General features: G+C 72.8%; 8 protein-coding genes and 1 pseudogene. 1 reads left to right on the top strand and 8 read right to left on the bottom strand.

All coding sequences use genetic code 11. The features are described 5' to 3' along the window. From FNQ90_RS05145 to FNQ90_RS05135, 3 genes and pseudogenes are all read right to left on the bottom strand, one after another. Nucleotides 1–599: pseudogene (locus tag FNQ90_RS05145) on the bottom strand (hypothetical protein); the annotation flags it as partial. Next, nucleotides 596–1,792 carry a hypothetical protein gene (locus FNQ90_RS05140; protein WP_182605169.1) on the bottom strand — a complete coding sequence of 399 codons (1,197 nt, stop codon included), beginning with the start codon at nucleotides 1,790–1,792 and terminating at the stop codon, nucleotides 596–598. The pseudogene FNQ90_RS05145 and the gene FNQ90_RS05140, both read right to left, overlap by 4 nt. Before the next feature lie 32 nt (nucleotides 1,793–1,824). Continuing rightward, nucleotides 1,825–2,643, bottom strand: a complete 819-nt coding sequence (locus tag FNQ90_RS05135; RefSeq protein WP_182605168.1) for a hypothetical protein — start codon at nucleotides 2,641–2,643, stop codon at nucleotides 1,825–1,827. A 288-nt stretch (nucleotides 2,644–2,931) separates the two neighbouring features. Here FNQ90_RS05135 and FNQ90_RS05130 point away from each other — a divergent pair, with 288 nt between their 5' ends. Continuing rightward, entirely contained in the window at nucleotides 2,932–3,450 is a 519-nt protein-coding gene (locus FNQ90_RS05130; protein WP_143618347.1) for a GNAT family N-acetyltransferase, read from the top strand. A gap of 68 nt (nucleotides 3,451–3,518) precedes the next feature. On the opposite strand, the gene FNQ90_RS05125 is transcribed toward FNQ90_RS05130, so the two are convergent. The 5 genes from FNQ90_RS05125 to rpsA form a co-directional block, all read right to left on the bottom strand. Next, nucleotides 3,519–4,403, bottom strand: a complete 885-nt coding sequence (locus FNQ90_RS05125) for a hypothetical protein (protein WP_182605167.1) — start codon at nucleotides 4,401–4,403, stop codon at nucleotides 3,519–3,521. Continuing rightward, nucleotides 4,400–5,638, bottom strand: coding sequence for a VWA domain-containing protein (locus tag FNQ90_RS05120; RefSeq protein ID WP_182605166.1), 1,239 nt, complete (start codon nucleotides 5,636–5,638; stop codon nucleotides 4,400–4,402). The genes FNQ90_RS05125 and FNQ90_RS05120 overlap by 4 nt, the downstream gene beginning before the upstream one ends. 182 nt (nucleotides 5,639–5,820) lie before the next feature. Further along, nucleotides 5,821–6,423, bottom strand: coding sequence for a dephospho-CoA kinase (coaE, locus tag FNQ90_RS05115; RefSeq protein WP_182605165.1), 603 nt, complete (start codon nucleotides 6,421–6,423; stop codon nucleotides 5,821–5,823). A gap of 85 nt (nucleotides 6,424–6,508) precedes the next feature. Then, nucleotides 6,509–7,453, bottom strand: coding sequence for a proteasome assembly chaperone family protein (locus tag FNQ90_RS05110; protein WP_407699305.1), 945 nt, complete (start codon nucleotides 7,451–7,453; stop codon nucleotides 6,509–6,511). A 298-nt stretch (nucleotides 7,454–7,751) separates the two neighbouring features. Then, complete coding sequence (rpsA, locus tag FNQ90_RS05105; protein WP_182605163.1) at nucleotides 7,752–9,257, bottom strand: 30S ribosomal protein S1; 1,506 nt, start codon at nucleotides 9,255–9,257, stop codon at nucleotides 7,752–7,754. Nucleotides 9,258–9,637: the final 380 nt, after the last annotated feature.

The raw sequence follows: 9,637 nt of genomic DNA, 5'->3' as shown, positions 1-9,637 counted from the left end.
GCCAGCAGGGAGGGCAGGTGGGCGTTCTCGGTGGGGCTCTGGCCGGTGGCCCAGTGGTCGGTGAGCAGCCGGGTCATGGCCAACAGCAGGCCGGAACCGGGGAAGTCGGTACGGTCGGCGAACCAGGTGAGCCAGTTGCCCAGGAGGGGGACGGTGGGGGCGACGGCGTGCGGCCCGTCGGTGCGACGCAGGCGGGTGGAGCGTCCCAGCAGGCGGATGAACCCGATGCCACCGGGGTTGGGCACCAGGATCTGCGGGGCGCGCGTCCAGCGCGTCCTCTCCTCCTTCGGCCGGCCCGCCTCGTAGGTCTCGCTCTCCGTCCGGCAGTCGTCGATCAACGGCAGGAGAACATCCGCGAGTTCCTCGGCGAAGCGAAAGCGCAGGGTGCGGTCGCGCGGTTGGGGGACGGTCAGCAGGACCGGTCGGTCGCGGTCGGTGCCGACCATCGCGGCGAGCGGGGCGCACGCCTCGCCGGCGAGGGTGAGCGGGATGAGGACGACGGGGCGGTCGTCGATGTGGGTGTGGCGCACGGTGGTCAACGGCTGCGCGGTCCCGGTCTGTACCGCGCGCAGCCCGGCGACGGTGGTCAGCAGGCTCATCCGACGCCTCTCCCGGCGGTGGTGTCGGTCGGCGCGCAGGGGCGATGGGGCGCGGGCGGGCGTCGCAGGTCGTACAACCGGGCGGCGGCCCGCAGGCGTTCGACGACCTCGGCCGAATCCGGGTCGACGGGCTCCCCCTCGTCCCCCGGGGAGTCGATGAGGCGCAGGGCCGTGCGGGTGGAGTCGATGCCGGGCAGGTCGTCACGAACCCGTCCGCCCAGGCGTTCGGGGCGGGCGGCCTCGACGGCCTCGGCGCGGCAGTGCCGGGCGAGGTCGCAGTAGCCCGGGCAGTCGGGGGTGTAGTGGGTGTCCAGGGCGGCGACGGTGGCGGTCAGCTCGGTGTCGGTGCGTGCCGGGGTGCCGTCCTCCCGAACGCTCAGGTCGAGCGTGGCGTCCGCCGGCAGCGGGCGGGCCAGGTCATCGGCACGGCGGAGTCGGGAGAGTTGGAAGCCTATGGCCTCGATCTCCTGCCGCACGTCGATCAGGGCCGGGACCGGTCGTTGGGAGAAGTCCTTGGGGCAGATCAGCAGGAACTCCGGGGCGACCAGGGCGGGGTCGTGGCCCAGCCGTTCCAGGAGACGGCGCAGGGCGATGATGTAGACGGCCGCCTGTTTGGCCGCCTCGGCGGTCTTGGCGGGGTCGGCCTGGCCGTCGATGACGGCGAAGGACTTGATCTCCACGACGTGGAACCGGCCGGCGACCCGATGGGCGACGGCGTCGGGCTCGAGGAACGCGGTGCGGCCGGCGACCTCCAGCGGGAGCACGGGGTGGTCGAGGAGGAGTCGCTCCTCGACCCCGGCCGCCAGGCGGTCGAGGAGGTGTTCGGTCTCCCGGGCACGCAGGCCGGGTGAGGTGCTGCCGCCGACCTCACCGAGGTCGGCCACGGCGACCTCGGTGACCGGGATGTCGAGGTGTTCGCGCAGCAGGGTGAGGAGTTCGGCGTAGCCGTCCGCCTTGACCATGGCCTCGAAGGCACGGCCGCGCGCGAGGGCGAAGGGGGATTGACCGAACCCGGCAGGCCGGCCCAGACGGGCGGCGAGAGTCGCCTTGTCGACACCGGCGGCGTCGAGGACGGCTCGTCGGGAGCAGCCGGGATTGGCGGTCAGGGCGGTGATGCCTCGCGCCGTACAGGGTTCCGGGGCGAGCGGACCGCGCAGGCTCGCGAGTCGGTCCTCGGAGTGATGCGTGGACATGCTCTCTTCTCGGGTGGACGGTGGGGCACAGGCTACGGCAGGTCGGTGACGGAGCGGATGACCCGCATCGGTGCCGCGCCGAACAGCTGTCGATCGAGCGGGAGTCGGTCGCGGGCCCGGGCCGCGGCGGTGCGCCGGTGGCGGTCGTCGACCCCGGCGTGCAGCCGGGCCTCGGCCTCGGCCGCCGACACGAGGAGTTCGGGGTCCGGGTCCGGGTCGGGACCGTCCTCGGTGCGGTGGGAACCGGGGACGGTGAGGGCGAAGCGGCGCAACAGGGCGGCGGCGGCGGGCGATTCGGTGCCGCCGGCGGCGCGGGTGTCCCGCACCCGGGCGGCGAGGTTGCGAACGTGGGTGAGGTGGTCGGTCCGCGGTCCCAGCGGGCCGATGATCCGGCGTTCCAGGGGCCAGTCGGAGAGGGCCAGCAGCCCGCGCACGGGCGCGAAGCGGTCATGGGTGAGGGCCGCGCACACGTAGGGGGCCCGGGTGAGCCCCTTGGCGGCGAAGGAGCGTTCCTCGTCACGACGCAGGGAGGCGATGCGGGAGGGAGCGATGGGTTCGTCGAAGAACGCCCCGTGGACGGTGGAGAGCAACTTCGGGGCGGCGGGGGCTCCGAGGAGCACCAGCGCGCGGCGGACCGGGTCGCGGACGGGCGGGCGACGACGGTCGCCGGCGGTCCGGCCGGTCCCCCCACCCACGGCGGCGTCGACACCGGCCCTGCGGGGGGTCTCGACGGCCCGCAGTTCGCGACGGACCCGGTCGGCGAGTGCGCGGTCCCGGTCCCGGATGGCCTCCCGCAGCACGGCGCGCAGTTCGGCCGCGCGGGCCCGCGGTTCCTCCGACGAGGGGGTCACGTTCCCACTCTAGTGCCGCGTCGGGCGGGCTTCGCCCGGTGGGGAACGGAGTTCGGCCCGGTGCGTCGCGGGGCCCCGGATCGGCCGGCCGGCGGGCGTGCGCATCGGCGATTCGGTCGATTCGGCACCGTGACGAGGTGCCGTGCCGGGCGCCGCGGCGGGCACGGCGGTGGCGGGGGAACCGCGGGTCGCGGGACCACCGGCGGCCCGCCCCCCGTGTCGTCCCGGCGGCCGAGCCCGGTGTGTCGGGACGGCGTGTCGCCGTCCGGCGGGGGTTCACTGGGCGGCATGAACACCGAGGAGAGCGGCGCACCGATCGCCGGTCGGCGGATCGTGCTGCGCCGGGCCGTCGAGGAGGACGCCCCCGCGTTCCGGGAGGCTCTGGCGACACCGGAGGTCGCCCGTTGGTGGGTGTGGCCGAACATGACCGCGGAACTGGCCGCGGAGGATCACACCGTTCTGGCGGTGACGTTCGAGGACCGCGTCGTCGGCATGGTCCAGTGGTACGAGGAGCCCGACCCGGACTACCGGCACGCGGGCATGGACCTCTTCCTGCACCCCGACGTCCACGGGCAGGGCCTGGGTGGCGACACCGTCCGCACCATGGCCCGATGGTTGATCGACGTGCGGGGTCACCACAGACTGGTCATCGACCCCGACGCGCGCAACACGGGGGCGATCGCGGTGTACGAACGGTGCGGGTTCCGGCGGGTGGGGGTGTTGCGCCGTTACTGGTACGACCACGTGACCGGTGAGTGGAGCGACGGGATGTTGCTGGATCTGCTGGCGGAGGAGCTGCGGGACTGAACGGGGCGCCCGGGACCGACACGGTGCCGGCCCCGGGCGCGGTGATCCGCCGGTGGATGTGGCTCGGATCAGACCCGGGGGCGACGCACCAGGGTGTACCCGGCGATGGCGGCGAGGCCGCCCAGGACTCCTCCGGCCCCGGTCCACAGCCAGCGGTCGCTCCACCACCCGCCGTTCCACCCGGTCTCCGGCTCGGTGAGGGCGCCGGCGCCGGTGGCGGGTCCGGCCTCCTCCTCCCGCTCCGGGTCCTCCGACTCCTCCCCGTCGGCGGGGGCGGTGGGGTCGATCTCCCCGGCACGGTTGGTGAGGACGAGTGGCGCGGGCAGTTCGCCGCCCCGTGCGCGGGCGCCGCCCGCGTCCTCGGCGCCGACCTCCAGGGTCACCTCCACGGGCAGACCGAGGTCCTCCTCGGGCAGGTCCACCGCGGTCAGCCGCAGGTAGTAGGCGCCCGGCAGCGGGTCGTTGGCCCAGGGTTCGGCCCAGGCCCGGACGGTGCGCAGGGTGCAGTCCAGGACAAGGGTGTCGGCCGCGGCGTCCACCGTGTCCTCGGCGCGGCCCGCGGTGCACGGCTGGAGGCGGCGCAGACCGTCGTACAGGTCCAGACGCCAGGTGCTGGGGCCGGTGCGGGCACCGTGGTCCCGGAAGGTGACGGTGGCCGAGGCCTCGGCGTTCTGACCGGCGGCGACCGGGAAGACCCAGTAGAGGTACTCACCGATGGTCGCCGAGGCGGTCGCGGTGCCCCCCTGTTCCAGGACGCCGGCGGTGCGGAAGGAGGTGCCGGCCGCGACCGCCGACGGGCTCCCGGTTCCGGTGCCCGTTTCTCCGGTGTCGTCGTCCTCGGCGAGGGCCGGCGCGGCGGCGCCCATCATGAGGGCGGCGCAGACCGCGAGGGTCGCGGAGATCCGGCCGAGGGGGCGTCGGAACGGACGCCGGGCGCGCGGGGTGTGCGTCATGCCAGGACCCTCCGGATCAGGCCCCACAGGATGCCGGCGGCGAGCCCGGTGAGGGTGAGGACGAGGAGCGGGATCCAGCCCCGGGCGAGACCGAAGGCGGCGACGTCGGAGGGGGTGTCCGCGGCGGCCACGAGGTCGACGGTCAGCTCCACGGGCATGCCGGGGGTGCGCTGGACGTCGTCCGGCGCGGAGAAGGCGTGGGACACCTCCAGACAGAGGGTTTCCTCGGAGTCGGCGTCGGAGGGGTGACGCAGGCCGGTGGCGATGACATCGGTGCGTCCGTGACCGGCGGTGCTGCCGCGCACGAGTTCCCGGCCGTCCTCGGCCAGCAGACGGAGCAGGACCCCGTGGTCGCGGTTCATGGGCCGGTCGGCGGCGACGCTGACGGAGGCGCGCAGCTCACGGCCGGGGGCGACCTGGACTCGGTAGCGGCGGTGCTCGCCGAACTCCTGGCGGTCGCTGTAGACGCCGGCACCGAGCAGGGGTGCGTCGGCGCACTCGTCGGCGCCGTCGACGACGGTGGGGGTCTCCACCCGTACCTCGGCGGTGCGCTCGACGATCTGCTTGAGGCGGTCGGCGAGCTGGTCGGTGTCCTGGACGGCGGTGTAGGTGCCGCCGGTGGCCTCGGCGATGCAGCCGAGCTGCTCGCGGACGGCGGAATCGGCGGGGGTCAGACCGAGGGTGTCGATGGTCAGGCCGATGCCGGCGGCGGCCAGCTCACGGGCCACCTCGCAGGGTTCGGGGTCCCCGCAGGAGTCCTCGCCGTCGGTGATCAGGACGATGCGACGCATGCCGTCACCGTCCCCGAGGTCCCGCACCGCGCCCTGGAGGGCGTAGCCGATGGGGGTCCAGCCGGTGGGGGCCAGGGTGGCGACGGCGGTCTTGGCCTCGGTGCGGTCAACCGGTCCGACGGGGTAGAGCTGTGAGCTGTCCACGCAGCCGCGGCCCAGCCGGTCGTCGCCCGGGTAGTCGGCGCCGAGGGTGCGGATGCCGAAGTGCACGCCCTCGGGAATGAAGTCGATGACGTCGTTGAAGGCGCGCTTGGCGGCGTTCATCCGGGTGTCGCCGTCGATGTCGCGCTCGGCCATCGAGCCGCTGACGTCGAGGACGAAGTTCACCTTCGGGGGGTCGGTCTCGCGCACGGGTTCGGCGGCTGCGGGAGCCGCGAGCGCGCCGGTCATGAGGGCCGCGAGCGTGCCGCAGAGGACCGCCGCCACCCTTCTTCCTATGATCATTCGGCGGATGATAGAGATCCCCGCCCCCCGGTACCAAAACGTCCACCGACCTTACGGCCGGGGGCACTTCGGTATGTCGCGCCTTGTCCGGCGACGGGCGACGAACCGGGCACACCCGGGGCGACGGTCCCGACGCCGGCCGAGGCGTGCGGGGAGGCGCGCGGTACCGTTTCCCGTCGGCCTCAGCCGGCGGCGGCCCGCTCGACGAGTTCCTCCCACAGTTCGGCCACCCGCGTCTCCAGATCGGCGAGGGTCCCGTCGTTGGCGACGACCCGGTCGGCCACCGCCAGGCGCGCGGCACGGTCCGCCTGCGCGGCCATCCGGGCCCGGGCGTCGGCCTCGGTCATGCCGCGCGACCGCACCAGGCGGTCCAAGCGGGTGTCCTCCGGCGCGTCCACCACCACGATCAGGTCGTACATCCCCGCCAGGTCGTTCTCGACCAGCAGCGGCACGTCGTTCACCACCACCGCGTCCCTCGGCGCCGCAGCCCGCAACTCCGCCGAGCGTCGTGCCACCAGCGGGTGGACGATGGCGTTCAGGGCGGCCAGGCGCCCGGGATCGGAGAAGACGAGCCGACCCAGCCGTTCACGGTCCAGGGCCCCGTCCGGCCCCAGCACGCCGGGACCGAACTCCGCGACCACCGCGGCCAACCCCTCCGTGCCCGGCGCGACCACCTCGCGGGCGACCCGGTCGGCGTCGACGACGACCGCGCCGCGTTCCCCCAGCAGACGGGTGACCGCGCTCTTGCCGGAACCGATCCCGCCGGTGAGCCCCACTGTCAACATGGGCAGCAGGCTACCGGGCGGGCGGCGGGAACGGGCCGACGGGCGGCGGGGACGGGCCGACGAACCGGATTCGGTGGCCGGCCGCTCAGGGCGCCGGTGGCGGGTCCTCCCCGTCCCTCGGGTCCTCCTGCTCGGCGAGGAAACGCTCGAAGACCGCTCCCAACTCGTCGGCGGAGGGCAACTCGGCCGGCTCGGCCACCAGGTTGCCCCGGGCAGCGGCCCCGGCCACCGCGTCGTACTGCTGCTCCAGCCCTCGCACGACAGCCACCAACTCGTTGTCGCCCTCGGCCAGTTCCCGGTCGATCTCCTCACGCACCCGCGACACACGGGCGCGCAGGCTCTGGGCGATCTCCGGCAGCACCAGACCGGTGGCCCCGGTCAGCGCCTCCAACACCACCAGCGCCGAGTCCGGGTACCTCGAGCGGGCGATGTAGTGCGGCACGTGCGCGGCGATGCCCAGAACGTCGTGACCCGCCTGCGAGAGCCGCAGCTCCAACAGGGCGGCGGCGCTGCCGGGGACCTGCGCCTCGTCGAAGAGGTCGTTGCGCGCGGGCACCAGCTCCGACCGGTTGCCGTGCGAGGTCAGGCCGACGGGTCGGGTGTGCGGAACACCCATCGGGATGCCGTGGAAGCCGATGGTCAGACGGACCCCCAGACGCTCCACGATCTCCCGCACCGCCTCCGCGAACCGTTCCCACTCCACGTCCGGCTCGGGACCGGAGAGCACCAGGAAGGGCTTGCGGGTGTCGTCGTGGACCAGCCGCACCTCCAGCCGGGGGGCCCGGAAATCGGTCCACCGGTCGCGCCGGAAGGTCATCACCGGCCGACGGGCGCGGTAGTCCACCAGACGGTCGTGGTCGAAGCGGGCCACGGTGACGCTCGTGCGCCGCTCGTCGAGCAGTTCCTCGATCAGTTGGGTTCCGGTCTCCCCCGCGTCGAGGAAACCCTCGAAGTGGTGGAGGAGTACCGGGCCGGGAGGGGTCCCGGAGCCGGTCCCGGTGTCGTTGTCGGTGCCGGTGTCGGCCGACATGGCCTCGGCCATGGCCAGGCCCTCCGGCACCCACTCGTACAGGTCCTGTGGATCGTGCACCGTGACCGCCGCTCCTTCCGTGCCGTGGTGGTCCGTCCCGTGGTGGACCCGGGCGCGAATGGCCCGGGTCACCGGCCGCCCCGTTTCGGGCGCTCGTGGTGATCAACGCGTTCGGGGCACCGGACATTCCCCCGAACGGGGGGGCGGAAACGGCGGAACCCGCCCCCGGTTGTCCGGGGACGGGTTCCGCCGTGATCCGCGGTGCCCGCCGCGGGTGACATCGCCCGCGGGAGGGAACTCAGCTCTGGCCGCCGGCCAGCTTCTCGCGCAGGGCGGCGAGGGCCTCGTCGGAGGCCAGCGCACCGGTGTCCTCGCCCGTGTCGGAGGAGTACGAGCCACCGCCGCCGCCGCCACCACCACCGGCCTGCGGGGCGGCCGCCCCGGCCTCGGCCTCGGCCTCGGCGTCGGCCTCGCGGGACTTGATGACCTGGGCCTGGTGCTGCTCGAAGCGGGTCTGCGCCTCGGCGTACTGGTGCTCCCACTCCTCCCGCTGCTTCTCGTAGCCCGGCAGCCAGTCGTTGGCCTCCGGGTCGAAGCCCTCGGGGTAGATGTAGTTGCCCTGGTCGTCGTAGGACGCGGCCATCCCGTAGAGGGTCGGGTCGAACTCGACGGCCATCGGGTCGGCGCCGAACGTCTCGTTGGCCTGCTTGAGCGACAGGCTGATCCGACGACGGTCGAGGTCGATGTCGATGACCTTGACGAAGATCTCGTCGTTGACCTGGACGACCTGCTCCGGGATCTCCACGTGGCGCTCGGCCAGCTCGGAGATGTGGACCAGGCCCTCGATGCCCTCGTCCACCCGGACGAACGCGCCGAACGGCACCAGCTTGGTGACCTTGCCGGGGACGACCTGGCCGATCTGGTGGGTCCGGGCGAACTGCTGCCACGGGTCCTCCTGCGTCGCCTTGAGCGACAGCGAGACCCGCTCGCGGTCCATGTCGACGTCCAGGACCTCGACGGTGACCTCCTGGCCGACCTCGACGACCTCGGAGGGGTGGTCGATGTGCTTCCAGGACAGCTCGGAGACGTGCACCAGACCGTCCACGCCACCCAGGTCCACGAAGGCACCGAAGTTGACGATGGAGGAGACGACGCCGGAGCGCACCTGACCCTTCTGCAGGGTGGTGAGGAAGGTCTGACGGACCTCGCTCTGGGTCTGCTCCAGCCAGGCACGGCGGGACAGGACCACGTTGTTGCGGTTCTTGTCCAGCTCGATGATCTTGGCCTCGAGCTCCTTGCCCACGTAGGGCTGGAGGTCGCGGACACGGCGCATCTCCACCAGGGAGGCGGGGAGGAAGCCGCGGAGGCCGATGTCGAGGATGAGACCACCCTTGACGACCTCGATGACGGTACCGGTGACGATCCCGTCCTCGTCCTTGATCTTCTCGATCGTGCCCCAGGCCCGCTCGTACTGCGCGCGCTTCTTGGACAGGATCAGACGACCCTCCTTGTCCTCCTTCTGGAGGACCAGGGCCTCGATCTCGTCACCGACGGCGACGACCTCGTTGGGGTCGACGTCGTGCTTGATCGACAGCTCGCGGGAGGGGATCACACCCTCGGTCTTGTAACCGATGTCGAGCAGGACCTCGTCCCGGTCGACCTTCACGATGACGCCGTCGACGATGTCGCCGTCGTTGAAGTACTTGATCGTCTCGTCGATCGCGGCGAGGAAGGCTTCCTCGGAACCGATGTCGTTGACCGCAACCTGCGGGGTGGCCACGGGGGTCTCGGTGCTGCTCGTCATGTGGTAAAGGGCTCCGGTACGGACAGAATGTCGTCGGCACTACCACGCCACGAACCCGTATCGCACCGCCGAAGCCGGACAGCCCGGGAGACGCCGCACCGAAGATCCCGTGAGATTTCCGAAAAGCGCCCCGACAACCGAGGGGACATACAACAAGTGCGAGCGCGACCTGCTCCGTCCGAGGCGCGCAGGTCCGCAGCGCGTCTTATAGCATACGGGGGCTTTCGACCCCGGTCAATGCGCGCTTCCGCCCAGCAGGGGCGGTATCCGGACGGAACCGACAAGCCCGTTCGGGACTTCCGTCACTCCCGCCGCCCGGAGCACGGCGGGACGTCGGCGCGGCACAATCGCCGGGTGAGCCCCCACGCGTCGCCCCCACC

It is taken from the genome of Streptomyces alkaliphilus, from assembly GCF_014141535.1.
GTDB classification, from domain to species: Bacteria; Actinomycetota; Actinomycetes; order Streptomycetales; family Streptomycetaceae; genus Streptomyces; species Streptomyces alkaliphilus.
Note: the sequence above shows the minus strand (reverse complement) of the source record. Positions and strands in the feature narration are given on the sequence as shown.